Annotated in this window: 24 protein-coding genes; 11 read left to right on the top strand and 13 right to left on the bottom strand. The window is 37.6% G+C overall.

All coding sequences use genetic code 11. From position 1 onward, the window contains the following. Position 1: 1 nt before the first annotated feature. The 4 genes from V7122_RS14745 to V7122_RS14730 form a co-directional block, all read right to left on the bottom strand. Positions 2-853: an ABC transporter permease gene (locus V7122_RS14745; RefSeq protein WP_335527379.1), complete on the bottom strand. Its 852-nt coding sequence runs from the start codon at positions 851-853 to the stop codon at positions 2-4. Next, positions 850-1,626: an ABC transporter ATP-binding protein gene (locus V7122_RS14740; RefSeq protein ID WP_335346040.1), complete on the bottom strand. Its 777-nt coding sequence runs from the start codon at positions 1,624-1,626 to the stop codon at positions 850-852. Before V7122_RS14740 ends, V7122_RS14745 begins: the two co-directional genes overlap by 4 nt. Before the next feature lie 17 nt (positions 1,627-1,643). After that, a complete protein-coding gene (locus V7122_RS14735) occupies positions 1,644-2,660 on the bottom strand; it encodes an ABC transporter substrate-binding protein (RefSeq protein ID WP_335527377.1) in 1,017 nt (338 codons plus the stop codon). A 195-nt stretch (positions 2,661-2,855) separates the two neighbouring features. Further along, positions 2,856-3,785, bottom strand: a complete 930-nt coding sequence (locus V7122_RS14730) for a hydroxymethylglutaryl-CoA lyase (protein ID WP_335346042.1) — start codon at positions 3,783-3,785, stop codon at positions 2,856-2,858. Between the two features lie 569 nt (positions 3,786-4,354). On the opposite strand from V7122_RS14730, the gene ahpC reads away from it, so the two are divergent. The 7 genes from ahpC (at position 4,355) to V7122_RS14695 (ending at position 12,595) form a co-directional block, all read left to right on the top strand. Further along, positions 4,355-4,924 (top strand): alkyl hydroperoxide reductase subunit C, encoded by a 570-nt coding sequence (gene ahpC / locus V7122_RS14725; protein ID WP_335346043.1) that lies wholly within the window; start codon positions 4,355-4,357, stop codon positions 4,922-4,924. A 12-nt stretch (positions 4,925-4,936) separates the two neighbouring features. Then, a complete protein-coding gene (gene ahpF, locus V7122_RS14720; RefSeq protein WP_335346044.1) occupies positions 4,937-6,466 on the top strand; it encodes an alkyl hydroperoxide reductase subunit F in 1,530 nt (509 codons plus the stop codon). Between the two features lie 297 nt (positions 6,467-6,763). Continuing rightward, positions 6,764-7,972 carry an MFS transporter gene (locus tag V7122_RS14715; RefSeq protein WP_335346045.1) on the top strand — a complete coding sequence of 403 codons (1,209 nt, stop codon included), beginning with the start codon at positions 6,764-6,766 and terminating at the stop codon, positions 7,970-7,972. 647 nt (positions 7,973-8,619) lie between these two features. After that, positions 8,620-9,522, top strand: coding sequence for an EamA family transporter (locus tag V7122_RS14710; protein ID WP_335346046.1), 903 nt, complete (start codon positions 8,620-8,622; stop codon positions 9,520-9,522). Positions 9,523-9,843: 321 nt separating this feature from the next. Beyond that, positions 9,844-11,181: a UDP-glucose dehydrogenase family protein gene (locus V7122_RS14705; protein ID WP_335527375.1), complete on the top strand. Its 1,338-nt coding sequence runs from the start codon at positions 9,844-9,846 to the stop codon at positions 11,179-11,181. 62 nt (positions 11,182-11,243) lie between these two features. After that, on the top strand, positions 11,244-11,441 hold the full coding sequence (locus V7122_RS14700; RefSeq protein WP_438824714.1) for a phosphatase PAP2 family protein: 198 nt from the start codon (positions 11,244-11,246) through the stop codon (positions 11,439-11,441). A gap of 11 nt (positions 11,442-11,452) precedes the next feature. Then, positions 11,453-12,595, top strand: coding sequence for a glycosyltransferase family 4 protein (locus V7122_RS14695; protein ID WP_335354134.1), 1,143 nt, complete (start codon positions 11,453-11,455; stop codon positions 12,593-12,595). A gap of 151 nt (positions 12,596-12,746) precedes the next feature. Here the strand turns inward: V7122_RS14695 and V7122_RS14690 are convergent, their stop codons facing one another. Then, positions 12,747-14,087, bottom strand: a complete 1,341-nt coding sequence (locus V7122_RS14690; protein ID WP_335348384.1) for a cyclic 2,3-diphosphoglycerate synthase — start codon at positions 14,085-14,087, stop codon at positions 12,747-12,749. Between the two features lie 168 nt (positions 14,088-14,255). Continuing rightward, positions 14,256-14,744, bottom strand: coding sequence for an RrF2 family transcriptional regulator (locus tag V7122_RS14685; RefSeq protein ID WP_335354133.1), 489 nt, complete (start codon positions 14,742-14,744; stop codon positions 14,256-14,258). Positions 14,745-14,944: 200 nt separating this feature from the next. Here V7122_RS14685 and V7122_RS14680 point away from each other — a divergent pair, with 200 nt between their 5' ends. From V7122_RS14680 to V7122_RS14670, 3 genes are all read left to right on the top strand, one after another. After that, positions 14,945-15,598, top strand: coding sequence for an FMN-dependent NADH-azoreductase (locus V7122_RS14680; RefSeq protein ID WP_335527374.1), 654 nt, complete (start codon positions 14,945-14,947; stop codon positions 15,596-15,598). A gap of 28 nt (positions 15,599-15,626) precedes the next feature. After that, complete coding sequence (locus tag V7122_RS14675; protein WP_335527372.1) at positions 15,627-16,070, top strand: carboxymuconolactone decarboxylase family protein; 444 nt, start codon at positions 15,627-15,629, stop codon at positions 16,068-16,070. Positions 16,071-16,343: 273 nt separating this feature from the next. Next, entirely contained in the window at positions 16,344-17,207 is an 864-nt protein-coding gene (locus V7122_RS14670; RefSeq protein ID WP_335527371.1) for an RNA polymerase sigma-70 factor, read from the top strand. A 226-nt stretch (positions 17,208-17,433) separates the two neighbouring features. On the opposite strand, the gene V7122_RS14665 is transcribed toward V7122_RS14670, so the two are convergent. Continuing rightward, positions 17,434-18,621 (bottom strand): amidohydrolase, encoded by a 1,188-nt coding sequence (locus V7122_RS14665; RefSeq protein ID WP_335527370.1) that lies wholly within the window; start codon positions 18,619-18,621, stop codon positions 17,434-17,436. Positions 18,622-18,761: 140 nt separating this feature from the next. Between V7122_RS14665 and V7122_RS14660 the strand changes: the two genes are divergently transcribed. Further along, the gene (locus V7122_RS14660; RefSeq protein WP_335527368.1) at positions 18,762-18,920 is read left to right on the top strand and encodes a hypothetical protein; all 159 of its coding nucleotides are present in this window, start codon (positions 18,762-18,764) and stop codon (positions 18,918-18,920) included. Here the strand turns inward: V7122_RS14660 and V7122_RS14655 are convergent. From V7122_RS14655 to V7122_RS14630, 6 genes are all read right to left on the bottom strand, one after another. After that, positions 18,917-20,344: an MFS transporter gene (locus V7122_RS14655; protein WP_335527365.1), complete on the bottom strand. Its 1,428-nt coding sequence runs from the start codon at positions 20,342-20,344 to the stop codon at positions 18,917-18,919. The genes V7122_RS14660 and V7122_RS14655 overlap by 4 nt on opposite strands. Before the next feature lie 336 nt (positions 20,345-20,680). Continuing rightward, a complete protein-coding gene (locus V7122_RS14650; protein WP_335527363.1) occupies positions 20,681-23,017 on the bottom strand; it encodes a helix-turn-helix domain-containing protein in 2,337 nt (778 codons plus the stop codon). 458 nt (positions 23,018-23,475) lie between these two features. Then, complete coding sequence (locus tag V7122_RS14645) at positions 23,476-24,312, bottom strand: EamA family transporter (protein ID WP_335344747.1); 837 nt, start codon at positions 24,310-24,312, stop codon at positions 23,476-23,478. A 328-nt stretch (positions 24,313-24,640) separates the two neighbouring features. Beyond that, positions 24,641-25,525, bottom strand: coding sequence for a VOC family protein (locus V7122_RS14640; protein ID WP_335483533.1), 885 nt, complete (start codon positions 25,523-25,525; stop codon positions 24,641-24,643). A 108-nt stretch (positions 25,526-25,633) separates the two neighbouring features. Continuing rightward, positions 25,634-26,020, bottom strand: coding sequence for a nuclear transport factor 2 family protein (locus tag V7122_RS14635; protein WP_438824789.1), 387 nt, complete (start codon positions 26,018-26,020; stop codon positions 25,634-25,636). Between the two features lie 131 nt (positions 26,021-26,151). Further along, positions 26,152-26,304 (bottom strand): hypothetical protein, encoded by a 153-nt coding sequence (locus V7122_RS14630; RefSeq protein WP_335527362.1) that lies wholly within the window; start codon positions 26,302-26,304, stop codon positions 26,152-26,154. Between the last annotated feature and the right edge of the window lie 273 nt (positions 26,305-26,577).

Below are 26,577 nucleotides of genomic sequence, written 5' to 3'. Positions count from 1 at the left end.
TTTACCTTGAATTTGTTTTTTTCCAACGAAGCAATCGCGACTCTAGGAGCATAAGTACTCCATTTAAACTTATCGAAACAATCATTAGGATGACAAGAGCTGCAAATGTTCCTGCTGTATCAAAATTTCCAGCAGAATATTGAATTAAAAATCCAATCCCTTTATTGGATGCCGTGATTTCTCCAACGACCGCACCAATTAATGCATATGGGACAGATAACTTTAAACCAACGAAAACCCAAGTAAGAGCAGAAGGAATGATCACCTTTGTTACAATCTGCTTTTCAGAAGCTCCCATTAAGCGAATATTATCCAATAGGTCTTCATCTACATCCTTGACACCGGCAAATGTATTAAAAAATACAAGAAAGAAAACAATCATTGCTGCGAAGAGAATTTTCATTTCTATTCCGATCCCAAACCACAATATAAATAAGGGTGCTAGGGCTACCTTTGGCAAACTATAAATGGCGGTAATAAAAGGATCCATGACTTGCGCTGCAAAAGACCACCGTCCCAAAACAAATCCTACGACACAGCCTGCTAAAGCCCCTATGAAAAATCCAATAAATGTTTCTTGCAGCGTGATCCCAAGATGGAAGAATAAATCACCTGAAGTTGCCCACTTGTGTAAAGTATTCACAATATCACTTGGGGAGCTGATCCAGAATTTATCAATTAGGCGCCCTGCAGCTGACTCCCAAAGAATTAAGAAACATAGGAGAAAAGCTACTCGAATGCCCTGTATCTTTAGCTTTTTACTAAAAATGGAGGATGTACGAATGGGCTCCTCGGCGTTAAATAAAACTTGCACGTTCTCCTTATTAGTTGTTGCATTTGTTTGAGAGGTCATACTGCATTTACCTCCTCCACAAACTCTTCTCTTAAGGATTGCCATAGATTCGCATGCACTTTCCTAAATTCGTCAGTCATACGCAGGTTAAATACATCGCGCTTCTTCGGGAGATTCACTTCCTCCACTTTTTTTATTGTCCCTGGACGCTTGCTGAATACAGCAACACGCTCTCCTAACAAAACAGCTTCATCTAAATCATGAGTAACAAATATGATGGTTTTACCTGTTTCCTGCCAAATGTTGAGCAGCTTATCTTGGAGAATTAATCGAAGCTGGGCATCTAATGCGCCAAAAGGTTCATCTAGTAAAAGGGTTTCCGGATTATAGACGAGCATTTTAGCCAAACTAACACGCCGTCTCATTCCACCTGATAATTCCTGCGGATAATGGTTTTCAAATCCTTTCAATCCGACCATCTCAATGAATGCTGCACTTTCCCTTTCACGATCCTTTTTGCCAATTCCCCTGATTTCAAGCCCAATTTCAATATTCCCTCTAACTGTTCGCCAAGGTAAAAGATTATCCTTCTGCGTCATATAGCCCACACTTGTATTAATCCCATTTACAAGTTGTTTTTTATACTTTACTTCACCAAAGCTTGGTTTCATTAATCCTGCACACATATTAAGAACTGTTGATTTTCCACATCCACTGGGACCAATAACAGTTAAGAACTCCCCTTGATTGATTTCAAGATTAATATCCTTTGCAGCAAGAACGCGTTTTCCATCCCGTTCAAAGTACTTCGAAACATTCGTAAACTCTATCATTTTGTACCTCCTTGAACTTATTTCGCTTTTTCTGCAAACTCATTGTCTACCACTTTATCAAAAGGAAGATCAATTCCACCGAACTTAATATTTTTATTAAAACTATCTGTTGTTATGACAGGTGATTTAGCAAAGGCAGGATAATTGTTCTCAAATGCAATATCAAACACTTCGGGGTCGATCCCTTGTATATGCTTTTTCAATATTTCTTTTGTTGCTTCTTTTTCTGTTTCAATAAATTTACCGGCTTTCGCCATCGCATTGGCTACTTTTTGGTAGACCTCTTTATTCTTTTTCAGATCATCTTCTTTTGCCACAAGGGTTAAATAAGCCATTCCAGCGTATTCTTCAACCTCTCCCTTACTGAAATTGAGAAGAATCATCCCATTGAGAGTGGTTGCCATATCAGTTGTCGGGGAAGCATAGACAAACGCATCAATTTCATTTTTTTGGAAAGCTGCAAGCTGAGCATCCCCTTGTCCGAGAGGTATTAATTCAGAATCCCGATCCGGATTGATTCCCTCTGACTCTAATAGCATTCGGATAATATGATCAGAACCGCTTCCTGGTGAGCTAATTCCAATTTTCAGTCCTTTTAACGCCTTAATTTTATCTGCCATCGATGAAGTTTCACTAATGCCATTTTCAGTGGCAATATCATTATTCATCACAATATTTGTTCCCACCTGATTAAACAACGCCCCGAATACTTTCACATTTTGACCGCTATCAATCGCTTTCATGATATCGACTAGGGCAACAGTTCCGATATGTGCCCCACCACCAATAACAGCCGACAGCGCCTTTGACCCTCCGCTCACTGAAACCTCCTCAACTTCTAGGCCCTCTTCATCAAAGAAGCCTTGTTCCTTAGCAACATAAATGGGTGTAAGCATAAATCCAGTATTCCCCTCAGCAATAATCACTTTTTCCTTTGCTTTTTCCCCTGAGGATGTTTTCGTCTCCCCACTACTACATGCTGTTGCAAGTATGATAGACACTAATAAAACTAATGAAAAAAGGAATCTCTTCATAAACCTAACCCCTCCAATTTTTAGAGCATAGTTTTAGATAAACTTACATGTCTAGACGCCAAGAATGCTATTATAATAATTAAATAAGTTTAAATATTCTGTATTTTATTTTCAGAACCTTCTTTAAAAGACATCGAAAAACAATATAGTGATTTTTAACTATCAACAAAAGGATTTACCGACACTTGCACTTATTTATCTTGCAGGCTGCCATTCTTTTGAATGAAGATCCGAGCTTTTCCCCGCCTTCATGATCTGGCCTGGAAGAGTTTTTCCTAGCTTTCCTTCCAGCTCCTTAGCTATAGTAATTAATTGATCAATGTTCATTTCTGTTTCATAACCCATCAAATCAAGCATATGCACAATATCTTCCGTACAAATATTTCCCGAAGCTCCTGGGGCAAACGGACAACCACCGATGCCAGCAAGGGAACTATCAAAACGTGTGACTCCCGCCTCTAAGCCTGCCATTACATTAGCCGCTCCCATTCCTCTTGTATCATGAAGATGCAGTTGAAGGGTTACATCAGGGAATTGTTCAAGGACCTTTTGACAAGTTTCTCTTACTTGCAAAGGGTGAGCCATTCCTGTTGTATCCGCTAACATAATTGAATTTATTCCCCAATCTGTTAACCGTTCAATGAGAGGGAGCACTCGCTCCGGCTTATAGAACCCTTCGAATGGGCAGCCGAAACTAGTAGCAATCCCTACATTAATAGGTATCCTCTCTTCTTCTGCTCTCCTAATTAAAAACCGGATATTTTCCAAGCTTTCAGATACAGACCGGCGACTATTCTTACGATTGTGTGTTTCACTAACCGAAAAAGTAAAATTGATCTCATCAGTGCCTGCAGCAATCGCTCTATCTACCCCTTTCTCATTTAGCGCCAGTGTACAAAATACAACATCACTAGGCCGATCAGACAATCCTTGCATAACATCTTCCGCATCACTCATCTGAGGCACATATTTAGGATGAACAAATGAAGTTACTTCAAATCGCTTTACACCAGCCTCCATTAATCGCCTAATCAGTGAAATTTTATATTCCGTTTCAATAAATCCAGGTTCAATTTGAAAACCATCCCTCGTCACCACTTCTGTCATCGTAATTTGCTTTCTCATGAATTTGCACCTTCCTTCTAAAATAAAATTGAACCCAATCCTAAACATGTACATTGCAATATCCGTGCCAATTCAAAACAGTGCCTAATTAGCCCCTTTTTTCACCTTAGCATGACTCTTTTTTTCAAATAAAATATACGATTGCGTTGCAAATACACATTCAAAATGTCTTGTGCAACCAAATTGCAACATATGAAAGACATGTAAAACTCCTGAGTCGTTCTTTTTGTGTAGTCATCTAATTTCCGAAAACATTGGTTAATTGATAACTAACAATAGTAATTGAAAAAATAAATTCCGATGCAAAATCAAAGTAAATCCCTTCATTACAAGATAAGACTGGACCCCTCATTCCAATGACTTCCGTATGTATCGCAACGTATTTAAAAAAAGTTAAGTATAATTGTTGACAAAAAGTAAATTCTATATAATAATGAGTGTTGTATTAGAATTATTTTAATTAAGGAATGATGATTAAAAAAAATATTAATCATTTTTTCCTTTTAAAATTATGGCTTTATGCCCAAACTATCTAAGATTTAAAAACATATATAGGAGGAAGATTTAATATGTCTCTAATCGGAAAAGAAATTCTACCATTCAAAGCACAAGCTTATGATGCAGGCAGCGGCGAGTTTATTGAGGTTACTGAACAAAGCATGAAAGGACAATGGAGTGTTGTTTGCTTCTATCCAGCTGACTTTACTTTCGTTTGCCCAACTGAGCTTGAGGACCTTCAAAACGAATATGCTACTCTAAAAGGTCTTGGAGTGGAAGTTTTCTCTGTTTCAACAGATACACACTTTACACATAAAGCATGGCATGATCATTCAGAAACTATTAATAAAATCAAATATGTGATGATTGGCGACCCTTCACAACAAATTTCTCGCAACTTCGATGTGCTAATCGAAGAAGAAGGTCTTGCAGATCGCGGTACTTTCATCATTGATCCAGACGGTGTTGTTCAAGCACTTGAAATTAACGCAGGCGGCATCGGCCGTGATGCAAGTATTCTTGTAAATAAAATTAAGGCAGCACAATACGTGCGTAACAACCCAGGTGAAGTTTGCCCGGCAAAATGGCAAGAAGGTGCTTCTACACTTAAGCCAAGCCTTGATCTTGTAGGGAAAATTTAAGGAGTGTCATCCATGATACTTGATGCAGATATAAAAGCACAATTAGCCCAATATCTTCAATTGATGGAGGGCGAAGTGCTTCTCAAAGTAAGTGCGGGATCTGATGAAGTTTCTCGCGATATGCTGGCTTTAGTTGATGAATTAGCCACTATGTCACAGAAAATAAAAGTTGAGAACACAGAATTACAAAGAACACCGAGCTTTAGTGTGAATCGTATCGGCGAAGACACCGGAGTAACTTTTGCTGGTGTCCCTCTTGGCCATGAATTTACTTCATTAGTGTTAGCTCTGCTTCAGGTAAGTGGAAGAGCTCCGAAGGTCGATCAGAAAGTCATTGATCAAGTGAAAAGCATTAAGGGCGAATATCGCTTTGAATCATACATCAGCTTAAGTTGTCACAACTGCCCTGATGTAGTACAAGCATTAAACGTGATGAGCGTTCTTAACCCTAATATTTCACATACTATGATCGATGGGGCTGCATATAAAGAAGAAGTAGAAAGCAAAGACATTCTGGCTGTACCCACCGTATACCTTAATGGGGAAGAATTCGGCGGCGGCCGTATGTCACTCGAAGAAATCCTTGCCAAAATGGGAAGCGGACCAGATGCGTCCGAGTTTGCTGATAAAGATCCATTCGATGTCCTTGTTGTGGGAGGCGGACCAGCAGGTGCAAGTGCGGCCATCTATGCAGCACGTAAAGGCATTCGCACGGGTATTGTTGCTGAACGCTTTGGCGGTCAGATTATGGACACGCTTAGCATCGAAAACTTTATCAGTGTAAAGTCCACGGAAGGTCCTAAACTCGCCGCAAGCCTTGAAGAGCATGTGAAAGAGTATGACATCGATGTGATGAACTTACAGCGTGCTAAGCGTTTAGAAAAGAAAGACCTTATTGAAGTTGAACTGGAAAACGGCGCGGTTCTAAAGAGCAAAACCGTTATCCTTTCAACAGGTGCTCGCTGGCGCAATATCGGCGTACCTGGTGAGGCTGAGTTTAAGAATAAAGGTGTGGCGTACTGCCCGCATTGTGATGGCCCATTATTTGCAGGGAAAAAAGTCGCTGTTATTGGCGGCGGTAACTCCGGCGTTGAGGCTGCCATCGACCTAGCAGGAATTGTCGAACATGTAACCGTTCTTGAATTTAATCCAGAACTTAAAGCAGATTCAGTACTCCAAGACCGTCTTAACAGCTTATCGAATGTCACAGTCTTGAAGAATGTTCAAACGAAAGAAATTACCGGCACTGATAAGGTAAACGGAATTACTTACGTTGATCGTGACTCTGAAGAAGAGAAGCATATTGAATTGGCGGGAGTATTTGTTCAAATCGGTCTTGTGCCAAATACAGACTGGTTAGGTGAAACCATTGAACAAACTAGAATCGGTGAAATCGTTGTCGACAATCGTGGCGCAACGAACATCCCTGGCGTGTTTGCTGCAGGGGACTGTACGAACAGTCCATATAAGCAGATCATTATTTCAATGGGTTCCGGTGCGAATGCATCCTTGGGAGCATTTGATTATTTGATTCGGAATTAATGATAATCTGATATTTTTGAAAGTCACTGTGCTATCTGAATGATAGTATAGTGACTTTCTTTTTTATGTGCTAATACACCAATTATAAAATATATATAATACTAGACTTTTTTCCTAGGGGTCGTCTTATTAACCTTAAATTTGAGGCAATAACGGCGGAGACTGGGCTGTCATAGGGACGATTACGGACAGCTCAGGCAGAATATGACGGAAACCTGTCCGTCATAAAGCAATCACACTTTTTATAAATGAAGAAATAAGATCAGCACCCAATTCTAAATGACTGGGGAGAGAATTTTGGCGAAATTTAAAGCATGGGAAGAAAAGCATTTCATATTAGCCTTATTATTTGCTGGATGGTCGCTTGGAAATTTAGATAGATTTGTGATGAACTATGCTGTCATTTCCATTACGAAAGATTTGCAGCTTAGTGCAACTTCAACAGGATTCTTGCTTAGCAGTTTTTTTGCAGGTTATGCCCTTATGCAAATTCCTGGAGGCTGGTTAGCCGATCGTTTTGGTTCAAGGAAAGTTTTGATCACTGCCATCATCATGTGGTCCATCTTTACTGCCTTAACGGGGGCAGCTTGGTCGTTAACTTCCATATTAATGATTCGCTTTTTTTTCGGTATTGGAGAAGGGGGCTATATGCCAGCTGGATCAAAGCTTATCGCCCAAACTTTTCCGTTATCGGAACGAGGAAGAGCGATGGCCATTGTTCTTTCATCAGGGGCCTTTTTAGGGATTTTGACACCGATATTTGCAACAACGATGATGGCGACCATTGGGTGGCGTGCAATGTTTTGGATCATAGGTGTAATAGGTGTTGTTTTAGCAATCATTTTTTGGTTCTACATAAAAGATCCTAAATCAGTAGAAGAGAATGTCAAAGAAGAATTAAACATTCAACAGCCAAAATCCTTACTTCAGCTTTTAAAATACCCTTTTGTTTGGAGCTTGTTTATTGCTTCGTTTAGTGTAAATGCTATTAATTGGGGGCTTTTATCATGGATGCCCACCTATCTCGTAAACATTCGAGGATTAGAACTGCTTGAATTGGGCTGGATTGCTGCCATTCCTGGATTGGCAGCCATTATCGGAACATTTGGGGCAGGTTATATTTTAGATAAATTACCAAAGGGAAAAGAATATATTTACGGCATCATTAGCGCAGCCTTTGTTGGAATTTTGCTATATCTTATGTTTAATGCAAGCAGTGTCACTGAATTCATGGTTTATCAAACTATTATCATGATTTTTGGTGCGTTTATCATTATCTTTCTTCCAACAAGTGTTCTAAAGACTGTGCCTACACAAATTGTCGGGTCAACAATGGGATTTGTTAGTTTTGGCGGGCAGCTTGCAGGCTTTGTCACACCTATTGCCATTGGATTCATCGTTGAAGGATCTAAAGGCTCATTTGATGCCGCATTTTGGCTCCTCATTGGATTTGCCTTCATTTGTACACTTTCATTTATTTCTTTGGTTGTAAAAAAATCGCTCTGATTTATAGGGGCTCTGGATAAGTCCTATCAGAACATAAAATGATTTGGGTTAACCTATGCCCTTTTCTAAAGACCCTTTTTCAGAGGGGTTATTTTTTTGCTTTGGACTTCGGGTGGTGTACTGGCACCATCCGATTTTGCTTGTTTTACAGGCTTATGATGATGGGGCGCAAGGGCCAGTTTCTATACACTAGGGTAGAGGAACTGCCTCTTAATATGTCCCATCTTCCATAGGTTCACATTACCCTGTCCCACTAGCGGACAGGGGATCCCTTATATACATAAAATAAGCGACTTCATTGAATGAATAGGACGGAGAATCCGTTAATGATAGAAAAACATAAGGAAATAGCCTTCATTTCATGAAATAGAGGAACCTTAGTCCTTTAAACCTTGAAAAAGCGCCTTTTCATATAAATAACGGAACCTTAGTCCGCTTTCAGCTGAGCCTAGCTTAGCAACAAGATTCACAGCGGTTGATTTGACCAAAGCCCCTCTTTTCGCAAAGACTACTTTTACTCGTGCCTCTCCTCGATTTAATAGATAATAGTTTCCTTAAAGATCTTCACACCCTATGGATTGGGATAGCCAATCCTCTATTTATGCTATAATAGTATAGTAATATTTCAGCACCAAGGAGGTCTCGCAATGAAATTAAATAAAGGTATTTTATTTGTGTTAATAGGTGCTGCTTTTTTTGGGTTTACACCGGTATTTGCTAAATTGGGGTTTAGCTTCGGCTATACACTTGGCCAAATTAATATCGTTCAAATGTTAATTTCCTCCATTTTACTATGGTCTTTTACTCTAATAAAACGTGCTAGTTTTAAAGGGCTTACTAAAAAGAATATTCCTCAAATAATGATGACCGGTTGTTTTACCGGATTAACAAGTATTTTTTATTATGGGGCCATGCAATATTTGCCTGCCTCATTGGCCATCATTTTAATGTTTCAATTCGTTTGGATAGGAATCATGTTAGAATGGATTTTCAGCAAAATAAAACCTGCACCTGTAACCATATTGTCTATCATTTTAATATTAGTAGGAGTCTTTTTTGCTTCGAATGTATTAAATGGGGACATACAGGGTCTGCCTTTCAAAGGTATCCTTTTTGGTATTCTATCTGCATTTACTTATGCGGGATTTATTTTTTTCAGTGGAAAGGTCGCTGTAAATGTGGATCCATGGACTCGGACCTCATTGATGGCAACAGGATCAACAATCTTAGTTCTTGTCATTTTCATGCGTGAAATTCCATCTGTACTGCCATTGGAGGCAAACTTAATAACCAGTGCTGTTGGAGTTTCGTTATTTGGAGCTGTCCTTCCTCCACTATTTTTCGCGATGGGCGCGCCTTTAATTTCGGGAGGCATCGCCAATATACTAACATCCATTGAATTACCGATCGCCATCCTATCAGCAAGCATTATTTTATCAGAAACGATAACACCGCTTCAGTGGTTAGGCACGGCTATTATCTTAGCAGCAATTGCGTTGAACGAACTCGGTACGAGCCTTTTTCAGTTTAGGAAGCAGATTAGGGGATAGAGTTTTAGAATGGGTTTATAAAAATGACTTTATGTTGCTTTAATCTTTTTAAATAGCTCTTCAATATAATTAAATGAAAACCTAGCGCTAGTATTTGTAATTTGCGCTAGGTTTCTTTTTATTTTAAAAATTATCCACCATTGAAAACCTCCTTCGTTTTTTAAGTTTAATTTTTGTCAGTATGAATGAACGAGTTTGAACTGTTAATTATTTGAAAGTAATTGTTAGAATCTTTTTACAATTAATTAACACTGCCTCAAGGTAGAATTTATATTCTTCTAATAAAATGATCATAAATCTATTTATTACAGGAGGGATTGTGTGAAAATTTCGGTCGCTGGAATAGGGTATGTTGGGTTAGTGACAGGTGTTTGTTTAGCAGAAATGGGTTTCGAAGTTACATGCATCGATAATCAAGAGAATAGAATAAAAATGCTGCAAACAGGGTGCTCCCCGTTCTACGAGCCAGAACTTGAACCGCTTTTACACAAAAATCTTTCTAACGGCCGTTTGACTTTTACAACCAATCCTAAAAAAGCTTACTCTTTCGCAGATATCATATTTATTGCTGTCGGAACGCCGGAGAACGAGGATGGAACAGCAAACTTAGACTCTATCTTTAACGTTGCTCTAGAAATAGCCCTCAATGCAAAAAACAACGTCATTATTTGTACGAAAAGCACGGTTCCAATTGGTACAAATGATCGAATGAACATGTTAATTCAGCGAAAGAAACCTCCAAAAATTCAAATCGAAGTTACTTCAACACCTGAATTTCTTCGTGAAGGCACAGCCATCCATGATTTTTTTCACAGTGACAGGATAGTCATTGGTGCGAATATGAATGAAGCAGCTTTACTTATTGAACAAGTATATGCTCCGCTTCAAATTCCGATTATCAAAACAGATATCAGAAGTGCAGAAATGATTAAATATGCATCAAATGCTTTTTTAGCGACAAAAATTAGTTTTATCAATGAAATCGCTGCCATTTGTGAAAAGGTTGGGGCAAATGTGGAAACAGTAGCTTACGGAATGGGGGAAGATAAGCGTATTGGTCATTCATTTCTTCAAGCAGGTATTGGGTATGGGGGCTCTTGTTTTCCTAAAGACGCAAATGCACTTGTACAAATAGCGGGGGATGTTGAACATTCATTTGAATTGCTTGAGGCTGTTATTAATGTAAATAATCGCCAACGTTCACTCCCAGTTATAAAAGCAAAAGAATTGGTCGGCTCATTAGCTGGAAAAAAAGTCGCACTTTTAGGTCTTGCATTTAAACCAGGAACAGATGATATTCGCGAAGCAGCCTCCTTAACCATTATCAATGACTTGCTTAATGAAGGTGCAAATGTGGTTGGCTATGATCCAATTGCCATTCAAAATGCAGAAAAGCTAGTTGGGGATGCGATTGAGTATACATCAGATTTGATAAGTGCTTTGTTTAATGCTGAAGTAGCCATTATCGCAACGGAATGGGATGAAATTAAGCAGTTTCCTTTAGAATTGTTCGAAATTTATATGAAGGATGCAGTCATTGTTGACGGACGAAATTGCTATTCTCTTGAAAAAACTCAAAACCACGACATTACCTACGTATCCATCGGTAGACCAAGCGTAAAAAAGAACATTTTATTAAATACTGCTATAACACATTAATGTCCAATGATAGCAAAAGGATGAGAGGGGACATCTGAAGACGAAGCGGATATATGACCTATATGAGTTTGAATGTCGCCTATTTCATAAAATTAATTGTCACTTCAATAAGTTTAGTTGTCATCCTGCTTCCTCTTGCTTTATTTGTCGGACTATCAAGAATTTATCTTGGGCTACATTATCCATTTGATGTACTAGCAGGTGGAATGCTCGGAATTATTTGTGGCTTTATTAGCTTTTATTTTATATGGACATTTTGAAGGAGGGGCAAATGAAAATTGCATTTTTCACAGATACCTTTTATCCGGAAATTAATGGGGTTGCACGAACATTAAAGCAGTTTACTGATTATTTAACTAGAGAAAATATTTCATTCAAGGTTTTTGCACCGAGCACTTTATCTAGTGAATATTTGACACCCTATATTCACCGCTTTAAAAGTCTGCCCTTTTTCTTATATCCTGAATGCCGTTTCGCTTTTCCTAACCCATTTCAAATGAGAGAAGAGCTCATTCATTTTGCACCGGATATCATTCATGTTGCCACTCCGTTTAATTTGGGGGTTTGCGGGGCATATTATGCAAAAAAGTTAAATATTCCACTAGTGGGCTCTTATCATACGGATTTCGATTATTATTTACAATACTATGATTTACCAAATCTATCAAAATATCTTTGGAAATATATGAATTGGTTTCATCGTCCGTTACAGAAAATCTATGTTCCATCGTCTGAATCGATTGGAAAGTTGAGGAGAAGGGGATTTACAAATATGGAAGTGTGGTCAAGAGGGGTAGATTGCCAACTATTTCATCCTTACTATGATAAGCTAGTTGTTCGCAAAAAATATCAAATACGCAAAAAGTATCTTCTCATTTATGTAGGAAGACTAGCACCTGAGAAGGATGTCAACACACTTCTAGAAATAGCAAAAGCCTTGCCTCCGCACATAAATGAAAATTTACATTGGCTAATTGTAGGAGACGGTCCAAGTAGGGCTCAGCTTCAAAACGCGGCACTAGAAAATATGGATTTCACAGGATTTCTCCAAGGGAAAGAATTAGCTGAAATATATTCGGCTGCAGATTTATTTGTTTTTCCATCTCCAACTGAAACATTTGGCAATGTTGTTCTTGAATCATTTGCAAGTGGCACACCTGTTATCGGTGCAAATTCAGGTGGTGTCAAATGTATTATTCAGGAAGGGGTAACTGGCCGCCTATGTCCACCTGGAAATGTGCCTCAATTTACAAAAGCGGTCATAGAGTTATTGTACGATCATTCATTACGGAGTCAGATGGGGATTGAAGGAAGAAAATATGCTTTCGAACAAAAATGGGATACTATTTTTGAAAAGTTGCTTAAATCGTATTCTACTACGATTGACAAGGAAAATAAGCAGGAACTTGCTTAGCCATTGATAATCTTAAGCCACTTGCGGTTAAATGGTAAAATGGAAAAACACATGGAAGCTTTTATGAAGGAAGTTAAAATGTAGGAAGAAAGGAAAAAGACTAGCGACACTAATAATGTGTCGCTAGTCTTTTTCTAATTGTTTAAGTTCATCACACAAGCTTATGCTTTTGGATAAAATCTTTTAAAATATCGCTTAAATTCGGGCTGCCAATTTCAGCTAAATCATAATGTACACGTGTACATGGCTTATTAATCGAAATGACGCGTGATAAATCGATTGGTGTGCCAATGATTACTGCATCACAGTCAGCACTATTAATTGTTTCTTCCAGATCTTTCAATTGCTGTTCGCCGTATCCCATCGCCGGAAGGACGTTGCCAATATGTTTGTATTTGTTAAACGTTTCGCTTAATGTACCAACTGCAAATGGACGTGGATCAATTATTTCCTTCGCACCTAAACGTTCAGCTGCAACTGTACCTGCGCCAAGTTTCATTTCTCCATGTGTCAATGTCGGGCCATCTTCTACGACTAATACACGTTTTCCAACAATACTCTCCGGTTGATCCACTGTAATCGTTGATTCTGCTTTAATAATCGTGCTATTTGGATTTGCGAATTTGATATTATTTTCTACGATTTGAACAGCTTCTTCTGGCGCACTATCCACTTTGTTAATGATAGCCACATCTGTTGTTCTTAAGCATACTTCACCAGGATAGTATTTCAGCTCATGACCTGGACGATGCGGGTCTAGGACAGTAACAGCTAAATCAGGCTCGAAGAAAGAGAAATCGTTATTTCCTCCGTCCCATAAAATAACGTCACAGCCATCTGGATCATTTTCAGCTGCTGCCAAAATATCTGCATAATCAACGCCAGCATACACAATATTTCCACGCGCCACATGTGGTTCATATTCTTCCATTTCTTCGATTGTGCAATTATGCTCTTTTAAGTCCTCTACTGTCGCAAAGCGCTGAACACGCTGTGCATTCAAATCGCCGTAAGGCATCGGATGTCTCACTGCAATGACTTTTAAATCATGCTCCAGCAGTGTTTCGATAATTTTACGCGATGTTTGGCTTTTTCCAGTTCCAGTTCGCACAGCGCAAACGGAAATAACTGGCTTATTACTTTTTAACATCGTGCTTTTTGGCCCTAGTAATGTGAAGTTAGCACCTGCTGCATTCACAATCGCACCCACGCCCATCACGTCTTCGTAATTAACATCACTATACGCAAACACACATTCATCCACTTGCAAGTCTTTAATCAATTCTGGTAATTGATCTTGTGAATAAATAGGAATACCTTCAGGGTACAATTCGCCCGCTAATTCACTTGGATATTTTCGTCCATCGATATCTGGAATTTGCGTTGCTGTAAAAGCAACAACATTATACATTTCATTATTACGATAATACGTATTAAAATTATGAAAATCCCTTCCTGCTGCACCAATAATAATAATATTTTTTCTACTCATAGCACTCTCTCCTATACTTTCAATCAATTATTATAATAATAACTAGGAATGTATATTAATACAATAGCATTTTCAAAATTGCTAGAAATTAAAAGATAAGGATGTTGCTTTTATGAATAAGCTCTTTAGAATATTTTAATTAAGGAATTTCACAAGAGGTTCGTTTTATTAGTCGTTTTTCGAAAAATATTTTCGAGTATCTTCACGTATTTGTTTGGGTAATACACGATCAAGCTCTTCATTTAACCATGATAGTGTTTTACTACGCAAGTCATCACGCATTTTTTCTTCCGCAGAGAGCATAACTAAATTGATGGTGCAAAAGGAGGGAGCTGAACAGCAGCTTTCTCTATACAAATAACCATTATCTTTAATATTTTTACATTGAAAAATAGGCTTTGGACCTTCAACTGCTTCAACTACATCCCAAAAGGAAATGTCTTCTGGGGACTTAGATAACCTATATCCTCCCTTTACACCGGGGACAGAACTTACAATACCAGCCTTAGACAATTTACCGAAAACTTTTGAAAGAAATGTCTCAGAAAGTCCTTGGAATTCTGCCAAATCCTTGATCCCAACACTTTCCTTAGAAGGAACATCAATTAAATAAACAAGACAATGTAAAGCATATTCAACTCCGACACTGTATTGCATAAAACTCACCTACTTTTGTTTATGGATTATCAAATTGTATCTTAGGAGTATTTAGAGTTCTAGTCAAATAAAGAAATCTCTGTTGGTAAATTTTATTCATTTGACAAAAATAATTATAGCACATATTATAGATAATGTTAATCGACGATTAAGTTAGTCTTTAATTGGCGCCTAAAATTCATTTTAAAGGAGAAATACAAATGAACAAAACACTGATCATTAATGCACATCCAAATATAGATGATACTTCTTCAGTTAGCTTGCAGGTTTTTAACCACTTTTTGGAGGCTTATAAAGAATTAATTCCTGATAGCGAATTAATTGAACAGATTAACTTGTACAGTGATGTAGTGCCTATGATAGATAAAACGGTTTTAAGTGCATGGGAAAAACAACGAAAAGAACAGGAACTAACTAGCCAAGAACAAAAAGTAACGGAGCGTATGTCCGGAATCTTACAACAATTTAAAAGTGCAAATACGTATATCATCGTATTACCTTTGCATAATTTTAATATTCCATCAAAGTTAAAAGATTATATGGACAATATCATGATTGCACGTGAAACCTTTAAATATACTGAAAATGGGTCAGTGGGGCTTCTTAAAGACGGGCGAAGAATGCTTGTCATACAAGCAAGTGGATCAATATATACTAACAATGATTGGTATACAGAAGTTGATTACTCTAATAAATACCTGAATTCAATGTTCAATTTTCTTGGCATTGAAGATTATCAAATCATTCGCGCACAAGGAACTGCTTTACTAGACCCAATTGAAGTATTACAAAAAGCATATAAAGAAGCGGAAGAAGCTGCTTCAAGATTAGCACCTGAATTAATACTGTCTTAAATAAAAAGAAATATAAGGAGGAATTAAATTGGAACAACGAATTGATTATTACAATGTAGCGCCAGAAGCACTTAAAATAATGATGGAAATGGAGAAGTATACGAAAACTACAGGTATAGACCGTAAACTGCGTGAACTAATAAAAATTCGGGCCTCGCAAATAAATGGTTGTGCATATTGTATTAACATGCATACAGCTGATGCTAGAAAAATGGGAGAAACGGAACAACGTTTATATTGTATTAGTGCTTGGAGAGAGTGCACATTTTACACAGATGCAGAAAAAGTAGCTCTTGAGTTAACAGAATACGTGACGTTAATCCCGACAAAACGTGTGCCAGATGAGCTTTATCAACGAGTACGTGAACATTATGACGAGAGACAGTATGTTGACCTTATTTTAATAATTAACCAAATCAACAGTTGGAATAGGATTTCCATTGCTATGGGGAATACGGCAACTGAAAAATAATTACTTTCGGTGAACATCTAAATATTTGTCTCAGATTGTATAGAAAAGGCATCCAAATGCATATTTGGATGCCTTTCCGTTACTTAGAGCATAAAAGGAAAAGGGTACCTAGGGCAATTGGTGTGCAAAGGGCTGCTGCGTTCTAAAACAGGAATTTTAGAATTATATATAGCTGGAGACTGGACATCGCCCAACTCAATTTTGGCAGATGAGCAGTGAGCAGTGAAAAATAAGCAGCTGAAGGAATCATTTTAAACGAAAAGGGGAGAAATCGTGCAAATTTCGAAAGAAGATTACCAGCTATATAAACCATTGTTGTTTTCATTAGGTTATCGGATGTTAGGATCAGTTGCGGAAGCAGAAGACATGGTTCACGAAACATTTCTAAAAGTTTACCAAATAAGTGAGGAAGATATAAAGAATAAGAAAGCCTATCTCTGTAAAATGATGACAAACCTCTGTCTTGATTCATTAAAGTCTGCACGATACAAACGAGAACATTATGTGGGACCATGGAACCCTGAGCCGCTATTACTAGAGAAATTACATGCCTATGATCCATCTGAAATGATTATACAAAAAGAAGGATTGAGTATTGCCTATTTACGCATGATGGAGCATTTAGCATCAGATGAACGGGCAGTTCTCCTTTTAAGAGAGGTACTGGATTTCCCATACTCAGAGATTGCACATATTATTGGAAAAAAAGAAGAAAACTGTAGAAAAATTTTTAGCAGGGCCAAGCAAAAGATCTCACGTGTGGAAGGTGAAAGTTTAAACTATGAGGAAAATAAATCAATCATTAATCGCTTTGTAGAAGCGTTTCAAATGCAAAATACAGCAGCCCTATTAGAACTTATATCAGAAAATGTTACACTATTTTCTGATGGCGGTGGAAAAGCCAAGGCTGCTGTACGTCCAATCGTATCCGTATCCAACGTTTTAGCCTTATTATACGGAATCATGAAAAAAGCCTCTGAAGACTTTAATTTTGAAATGAAAAATATCAATTATCAACCAGCAATCGTGATATACATGAATGGTAAGATTCATAGTATCCTAAGTTTTTATATTTGTAATGAAAAAATAAACGAAATGTATATAACAATGAATCCTGAGAAGTTACCTGTTCACTAAAAACTATAGAGATAGGGTGAGGAAAAGTTATTCTTGGCAGTGTTTTTTTATCGGGGGACTAAAATAATCTGATCTACTCGTCTGCGATAAATGGCGAGTGTACTCCAAAATTGATGCTATATAATTAATGGTAAGCAATCCAGACAAAAAAGTAAGCTAGACTAGATACGTTATCAATGAACTATCTTGTCTAGCTTATTTTTTTATGTGGTTTTTCATATTTCATTTAGTCTAATTCATAATAACTGCAAACAACTTGTCCGACAGCTTTCGCAGCTATGAGGAGTGCATCTTCATCGATATCAAATTTTGGATGATGATTGAAGTAAGGATTTTCTACCCCTTTTGGTGTACATGCAATGTAGAAAAAGCAGGCTGGGAATTTTTCAGCATAATAAGCAAAGTCCTCAGATGGAGACATTGCCGGAAATTCCTTCACTTCTTTAATGTCTTTATCATCCATGCTTCGTAAACTTTCTGCCACCTTAGCTGTAAGCTCAGGGTCATTGTATAAAGGCGGATAATCAGGAGTATAAGTAAGCTCACATGTTACGCCAAACTCTTCTTCAATTCCTCTTACAATCCGTTTTACTTCTCTCTCAATCGTTTCTTTTGTTTCTACAGTCATATAGCGAATATCACCTTCAAGTTCTACGCTATCCTTGATCACGTTAAATGTCCCTTTTCCATCAAAAGATCCAATTGTGATCACACCGATATCGAAAGGGCTTAATCTGCGACTGACAATGGTTTGTGCAGCTGTAACAAAATGAGCAGCAGCTACGATTGCATCATTAGCTAGATGAGGAGAGGAACCATGCCCACCTCTTCCTTGGACTTTTAATTTCATGTATGCTCTTCCATTGAAGGAATATCCAGCATGATATCCTACTGTGCCCGCAGGTCCCATAGGTAACAAATGAATGCCATAAATAGCATCTAAGTCATCAATCAAACCAGACTCTACGATACTTTTCGCCCCACCTGGCGGAACCTCTTCTGCATGTTGGTGAATGATTTTTATAGTACCTGGAATAGAGTCTTTTAATCGAATTAAGCAATCAGCTAAAACTAACAAGTAAGCAGTATGTCCATCATGCCCACATGCATGCATTAACCCTTCATTCTTTGATTTAAACGGTACATCTGTTTCTTCTACAATTGGAAGGGCATCAAAATCTGCACGCAGACCAATTGTTTTTCCAGGCTTTCCACCTTTAATGGTGACGACAATGCCGTAACCATTCCCAACATTCGTTTGAATGTCCACATCTTTTCCCTTATAAAAATCCGCAATATATTGAGCTGTTTTCTCCTCTTTAAATGAGATCTCTGGATTTTCATGTAAATGGCGACGGATGGCAATTATTTCATCTTTACGTGATTCTAACATGCTCATCAATTCACATTTCATCATTTTCGTCTCCTTTTTTGCACGTTAAGAAATTATTAATTGTCAGCGCAGAAGTTGATTCGACGCGGGTGCCAATTTTAGGAATTAAGTACGACGGACAGGATGTCCTAGTCGGGCAAATGCCACAGGACGTGGCATTCATGAGCGCGATAAGTGCAACTACGCCTCTGTCTTCGCCTTTCCAAGGCTCGCCAATCGGCGAGTTTTCTTTAACGGAACAGAATGACATAAGCCTCCATTCTGTTCCTATTTATAAAAATGAGCTGAAACCGACTTCTATCTATCGTCTATTAAGTTAATTAGCTATTTTATTTGGTGCTTGAAATGTTTTTTTCGATATAGCATCTGATGTTTTACCAGCATTTTTTGGAACCATGATCACAATCGAAAGAATCGACAGTATACCGAATATTACGTTTACGATAATCCCTACCGATGCTGCGGTCTCGACACTTCCAGCCGCTGCAACTGAACTATAAACCGTTGCAGAGATAGCAACACCGATTGCACTTCCTAATGAGCTTGCCATTTTGTAAACCCCTGCAGCTTCACCTACTTTGTTCGATGGCGCATTGGAAACAGATGTGTCTGTAGATGGTGTTGCATATATGCCAAGTCCAAGCCCGAATAAAACAAACCCAATAAATACGACAACTGTATAAGTAAAACCGGGCAAGAAGGTTAGACCCATCATCGCTACACCAACTGTCGTGATAATAGCACCCCAGACCATTGGTAATTTTGCTCCTACTTTTTGCAGGATTTTTTCTCCGACACGAATCATTGCAAGAACAACGATTAAATATCCAATTGATAGCATTCCTGACTGAAATGCAGTGAATCCTCGGCCTACTTGAACATACGTATTTGCAACAACAAGTGTCCCGGCAATTGCATTTAATAAAAAGTTTGAATAAGTAGCACCTGCGTATGGTTTATTTTTAAATAAAGAGAAATCAATAAGTGCAATATCTTTCCTCTTTTCAACATTGAAGAAGACAATAGCTCCGATAATAGTAACGACGGCAAGAATAATAGTGATTGGACTTGTCCAGCCTAAGTCTGCACCGAATGTAATAAAGACGTTTAATGCAATCATCGTAACGATAAAGATAGCTAAACCACTATAATCAAATTTAAAAGAACCATTTCCTTCAGCTTTGCTTTCAGGTGTATCTTTAATTAGCCACATAGCAAGGAGGGCAAAAATAATGGAGAAGATAAAAATCCACTTCCATCCCATATACGTAGCAATGGCGCCACCTGCAAACGAACAGACACCTGAACCGCCCCAAGATCCAATTGACCAATAACTAAGAGCTCGCTGTCTGTCTTTTCCATCAAAATAAGCTTTCATTAAAGCAATCGTTGCCGGCATAATACAAGCGGCGGAAATCCCCTGAATAATACGTCCAATAATTAGTAAGACAGATCCTTGTGCTAATACAAGACATAAGGAACCGATAACACTTAAAATTAACCCAATATACGTAATTTTTTTACGTCCAATTTTATCTGCAATCCCACCAGCAGCTACAATAAACATACCTGAGAATAAGGCTGTTAAACTGATGGCTATATTGATCGTTCCATATGAAACCCCTAAATCTGATTGAACAGCTGGGACGACATTGACCATTGCCTGTGCAAAAAGCCAGAACGTGATAACCCCGAACACAATCCCTGTGATCAACTTATCCGTACCTTTATAACTTGTCTCCATGATTGAACCTCCCACACCTTAACTAAATTTTTTAATATGTCTAATAAGAAACATTACTGCAACAAATAAGGAGTAACAGGAGCACTTGTTGCGTTTCTATACAATAATTATAAAAATTTCAGCTGTATTAAGAGAGTCAATTTTTGTGTAATTCACAGACTAAAGCTCGAAATAATTAACCTATCATTTTGCTAAGGGAAAATTGTGGGGTAGATTTTTGTCATTTATACAAGTAAAGGGGATGGCTTCACTGCCTTCTATACCATTCAAAGGATAGAAGGCAGCAGACCCAGACGTTTTGGGGCTAGCCTTATAACATGATTTGCAACACTTTTGTCAGTAGGCTTTTCGAATATCAAAAAAGTGAATGGCATTGCTTGTTAAATAGGAATAAAATGACCAATCCTCTTCAATCGTTTCATCGAAGATTTCTAAAGAAGGCCTGGTGGAATTGATAATATAATTAATAATTTCAGTATCCATGCCATACTTACTGTTCAAATTCCACCACTTTGTATATAACGCTCCATGATTTTTATCAAACACATGCTTGCGTATTTGATATTCTCCTTTAGGAATTCCAGAAATCGTTACGTGAATTTCTTTATTGAGTTTTTGCAGAAATGTCTCTTCAATGGATAAATAAGGATTGATAATATTACAATTCATCAGGATCAACTGATATCCCCGCTCATTTCTTGTCATCACGTAATCCTTATCCTGTGCAACAATTTCACCATGTAGACGTTTTAGAAACATCAATGCAAAATAAGCTGGACGTTTTCCCCTTAGATAATGGAATAATTCGACACCGTCCATTCGATAACGCTGATCTTTCCCTGTGTCCTCATGTACGATTGTATTAATCCAGAGAGCAACTGTTTTCACATCATTGGATATATCCAATACATTTTTCAAGTGCAATGCTCCGCGAAAAAAAGTGCCATTCGTATACCGAGTATTGCCTGATAACGTGTTCCATGAAACGAGATGAAGTGGTTTTTCTATATGGTTCCTCTTTAAGTAGTGCTTCAGCTTATTTGTTTTTTCTTTTATGAAATCTTTTGCTAAATCGAAATTCATTTCCGCCATTTCTTTAAAATCAATTACCTCATTTTGATTTGCGTTATAACCGATAAAATCAATAAACTCCCCCTTGTCTAACTGCCATTCATGATGATTGTTCGTTTTTTCTTTACGAAAAGAAAAAGGCATATACAAGCCTACCTGAATCGATGGAAGAATCGTTTTTAATACATCATGCAGTTTTAAATAAATCCTCTGAAGATCTTTTGCTTCAACTCCTGTATAATATGGCTCGTGAAACATCACATGCCATTGCTTAACAAACGACTCTCCGTAAAGCTGTAAGCAATGTCTGATAAATTGAATGAGTTTTGTAAAATATTGTTCTTCATCTCTCGAAATATCTATATAATCTGCCCGTATAAACAAAGATAAATCATGCTTTTTCATGAATGCCAAAGCACTATCAATATTAAAATATGGTGATGTTGTCGGAATCTCTTCATCTGTCTCTACCTCAGGCGGAATGGCCGTATTACTAATGAGATTACGAACTCCGATATACTTTAACTGCAAATCCCTTTTGACATCTAATATTTGAGAGCGAACATCTTCTTTTAATAGCTCAAAAATTTCTCCAATAATCAGGATATGATTAGGATGATGTAAGCCCATCGGTTCTAGGGAGGACAAGGTGATTGGCAGCTTTTCATACCTAGTCTCTGTATGGTTATAAGATTTTTGATCATCTAAATTCATGCTGCTTAATTTTGCGATAATCTCTGATGATTGGATAAGATTTGAAGCATCTACCTTGCTATAGCTTCGAACTGAATCCTCCTTTTGGACAGTATGGCTATCACGATATAGATGTGGCGTCATTCCATACACTTCTTTAAAAAAGGCTGAAAAAGACTTTGTGTTTGGGAAGCCATTATTCATCGCGATTTGTGATATGGAGTCAGTTGTGTAAAGTAAATCCTTCAAACTATGCTTAAGCCTGATATTCATTAAATAACGACTAAACCCCATCCCCATTTTCTGTTTAAAATATCGGGATAGATAGCTTGTTGAAAGAAAGTATTTCTTTGCAACCTCCTCTAATGTAATCAGCTGATCATAATTTCTCTCCATATAGTCAATAATTTGCAATAGGCGCCGATCCTCTGTATCTATTTTCTGGATGACACTGCCTTCTTCTTTAAAACTGCGGATCAATATAAGCAGCATTTGACAGATGTAGCTTTTAACTTCAATTCGATAGCATTCATCTTGTCTATAATAACTAATCATCACATTTGCCAATAGCTTGCGAATGGCATGAATCATCTCTTCTCTTCCAAGATCAATTTCTCTTGAATAGCATTCAAAGCGCTGATTGCGATAATCAGCATAATGACGGTCCATGAAGCTGTCTGAAATGGATAATATCATTACCCTATTCTGTTCATTTCCTTGAATCTGGTAAAGCTGATTACGATTAATAACAAGCAAATCGTTTTCTGCCATATGATAAAAGCGACTGGATGTCTCTATTTTTAATTCACCACTAATGACCAGAATAAATTGAACCCCTTTATTTATTCTTGGAACTAACAACTCAATATGTTGAAATGATATCTGAAAATCTAACAAAGGATCGTTCAATCCAATCACTCCTAACTACTTTTGATCGATAATGAGCATGCTCCAAAAAGCATGACCTCACACTTTCATACCAAAATTATCATAATTCTATCTCAAAGATTTAAAAAGCGAGTGTTACTTACTATTTTTACAATACCTGCCCACTCTTCTTATCATTAACCTCTAGGTTTACATTATCATATAAAAAAATACCCACTCAAGTGGGCATTTCATTAGAGGTTCGTTATAGGCTTCCGTAAATAGAAAAATCCATATTCCGGCACCCTAGGTTATAAAAAACTCATTTAATTTTATGGTATATTTCACCGTTAAGTTTTTGATTATGGTTTCTGCCATCAAAGGATTTAAATATATACAAAAATAGAATAAATACCAACAATGTACTTAAATGAAGGATTAGATTTATATCCATAAAAAAAATCAGAGCCTTAAGCCCTGATTAACTTTTTGTATGTCTGTTAAATTTTTGTTAGTACAATGCCGGCTAGTGCGGAAATAACCCCGATGACCTGGTACATTTTAAGCCTTTCTTTATATAGCCAACAGCTGCTGAGAACGACAACTAAACAATTTAAACTAACAATCGGGAATACAATGCTGGCTACTCCAATATTCAGAGCAAAAAAGTAGCTGCTATAACCTACGACACTAATACATCCAATAATGACACCAAATTTCAGCTCTGTACGCTGCCATTTTTCCTTCATCATAAAGCTATTTATCAGTAAATAAGTCGCACCGCCGCCATACATACAAACAAGTGTATTGATGGAATCAATATGTAAATGCGAGGACGTCTTCATAAGCACACCGAGTACACCAAACGATCCAATCGATAGTAAGACGCGGTACATCCACGGCTTATAATCCATCTTAATGCCACTGCCTGGCACATATTGGATGACCGCTGCAGAAGCAAGAATAACAATAATGCCAATCCACTGAATGAGTGTAATGTGCTCTTGAAAAATAAGCGCTGCGCTTAGGATAGGAATGATCGTATTTGTGCTAATAAGCGGTGATGTTAAACTAGCAGGTCCTTTTTCAAACGCCTTTGACATTTGAATATTCCCATTAGCATTCAATATGCCGATGACCGCCCCTAGCACAATCGTTAATCCATTAAATGAAGCAAACCCTACGACTGTTCCATAGCCAAACATGATTAAAAACGCAATCAGATAAAAGAAAAACTGCAAATGCACCTTTGATAGTCCTTTGCCTGACGTGACCTTAAAAATCATATTATTGATTCCAAAGCACAACATCGTCAGAACTGCTGCTACAATCCACATTAAAAATCCTTCTCTCTCTTTGATAGAATCATTTTAATATAGATTTCTAATATTTCAAATGGTTTTTATAATTTTTAAACTAGAGTATTAATATCGATTCATTATCTGATAAAATGTAAAAAAAAACATGTATTTGGATGTTTAAGGTAAAGTAGTCTGAAGAACGAAAGAAAGAATCTGTAGTCGACATTTTGACGATGAATTAAAGGGCATTGGGCAGTTCAGTTCGGAAGGAACGTATTTATTTTTATCTAGTAGCTATATGGAATAGGTGAAACCTGCATTAGCTCTAAACAAAGCTAATGCAGGTTTCACTACTTAAACTTTATCATTTTTCAAAACGGGCATTTTCCAAAGCATTTAAATCAATTTTCTTCATCTTTAAGAGGGCCTGAAACACTCTGCGGTTTTCGTCTTTTGATCCTTTATACAAGACCTCATTCATATTGCCCGGAACGATCTGCCATGAAAGGCCGAATTGATCCTTTACCCATCCGCATTGTTCTGCCTCGGGTACGGCAGAAAGCTTATTCCAGAAGTAATCAATCTCCTGCTGATCTTTACAGTTGATCATGAGTGAAAATGCTTCATTAAAATTGAAATCTACATCATATCCATGATCCATCGCTGATAAATGATATCCGGATAAGTTGAAAGCAGCATATTTCACCTTTGCCTTTGATGAACTGGATTCTCCTGCTTCATATTTACTTATTACTTCTATTTTTGAATCCTCAAATATGTCTGTGTAATACTGGATTGCCTCATCCGCTTTCCCACATGAATCACTTGAGAAGAGCAAGTTTGGTGTAATCTTTTGAACAGCTTTACCATTGTCTTTAAGCATCAACTGCCATGACAAGCCAAAGCGATCCTGCACCCAGGCATACCGCTTACTGAAGGGATACTCACCTAATGGCATGAGTTCAGTACCGCCTTCTACTAAAGCTTCCCATTTGGTATTAACCTCTTCTATCGATTCGCAAGCGACCATCAATGAAACAGATGGATTAAATTTGAAGTAAGGACCTGCACTGATGGCCATGAATTCTTGCCCAGCCAATTCAAAGCTGACTAATTCTGAATCTCCAGAAGGAGTGTTTTCTATAACTGTTTCATTTAATAGTTTAGAGTCCTCAAATAAACTAATATAAAACAAAGCGGCTTCTCTTGCTTCTTTGTCATACCATAAATGTGGAATGATTTTTTGCATAAGGACCTCCTCAATAAGATTTTATTTAGTGCCCTCTTCGCTGACGAAAATTCCCATTATGTATAATTGGGTATAGTTTTTCAGATTAAATTATTTTCCGCAGGAACATTAAAACATGCCATTCTCGTTAGGAGAATCCTCGGGTATTGGCTGACCTACATCCCATAATTCCACAATTTGATCATTCTGAAACCGGAAGATATGGACCACAACTCCTCCAAGATCCTCAGGATTTTGTCTCACATGAGAGTGAACCGTAACCATCTCTCCCTCTTCAATAGCATGTTTGACCTCAAGTGTCTTGTTAGGGTTCAGGTCGGCATTCTCTTTCATCGCGAGCATAAGGGAATTGGCATCGCCACGGAAATAGGGATTATGGTGGCGAAAGCCTGGACCTATGTATTTCTGATATGCTTCGTCTACATTCCCAGAAGCTACAAGTTGCAGGAACGACACTGCTTGGTCTTTATGGGAGAGGTTTGCTTTCATATTCATCACAAACATCCTTTCTTTAAGGAATTTAAAGTTCTAGAATAATGTTATGTTGAACATAATAAATTGTCAATAATTGGGTTCTGGACAAAAAACGCACTATGGGCTATCCCTTTTGTATATTCTGGGGGATTTTACAAAATATCAGCCAAGTAGGTTTGAATCGAATTAGGTAATAGTTGAAAGAGCAATCCTTCGTATTTAATATCAAGTAGACCAGCTAGAACAAAAAGGAAAATAATTAAAATAACGATAGGTTTCTTAAGCTTTTTAGATAGCCGCTTCAAAAGGTTTCCCTCCACTGAAAAATAATACATGAATCATTTACCTGTTCATTATACTGAATTTCATCGAACAATACTTCATCAAAGAGATTCTCCCGTACTGAAGGATGATGGTGGTAAATGCGAAATAATCAATACCTGACTACACCGATAACTTAGTAGTTGTTTTCTTTTTCTTTTTATTTTTCTTTTTCTTTTTGGCCCCGTATCGTTGACGTAACGTCTGCCTCCCAATATATTAGACAAATCAAAAGTTTCTCTCCCTTTCTTGAATCT

Origin of the sequence: Bacillus sp. JJ1532 (genome assembly GCF_036965085.1) — a bacterium.
GTDB lineage: Bacteria > Bacillota > Bacilli > Bacillales > Cytobacillaceae > Cytobacillus.
The sequence above is the reverse complement of the archived record's forward strand: the minus strand, read 5'-3'. Positions and strand labels throughout refer to the sequence as shown.